Source organism: Pseudoalteromonas sp. 19-MNA-CIBAN-0066 (genome assembly GCF_040308705.1).
Taxonomy (GTDB): domain Bacteria; phylum Pseudomonadota; class Gammaproteobacteria; order Enterobacterales; family Alteromonadaceae; genus Pseudoalteromonas; species Pseudoalteromonas nigrifaciens.
Genome location: NZ_JBEONZ010000437.1, coordinates 1 through 234, shown reverse-complemented (window position 1 = coordinate 234; position 234 = coordinate 1). Strand labels below are relative to the sequence as shown.

Here is a 234-nt window from a genome sequence, read left to right as displayed (position 1 = left end):
CGTGTGATGGGATTGAAATGCCAAGGCTTAGGCTTTTATCGCCCTCACAACAACGCACTAATGGAATACTTTACAACTAATGGCCGTCTTCGTTCTAACGAATACTTAATTGGCCGAAAAGATGTAAAAGGTTTGCTTAAATCATTAAAAAATAAAAAAGTATGCTATTACTTACCCGATCAAGATTACGGCCGTAACCGCTGTGAATTTGTCCCATTTTACGCAGTTCCCGAC

The 234-nt window shown here is 39.7% G+C and carries 1 protein-coding gene; it reads left to right on the top strand.

The window, feature by feature from the left end:
• Positions 1–234: LpxL/LpxP family acyltransferase (locus AAEZ18_RS19730; RefSeq protein ID WP_502935427.1), on the top strand; the 234-nt coding region annotated here is incomplete at both ends.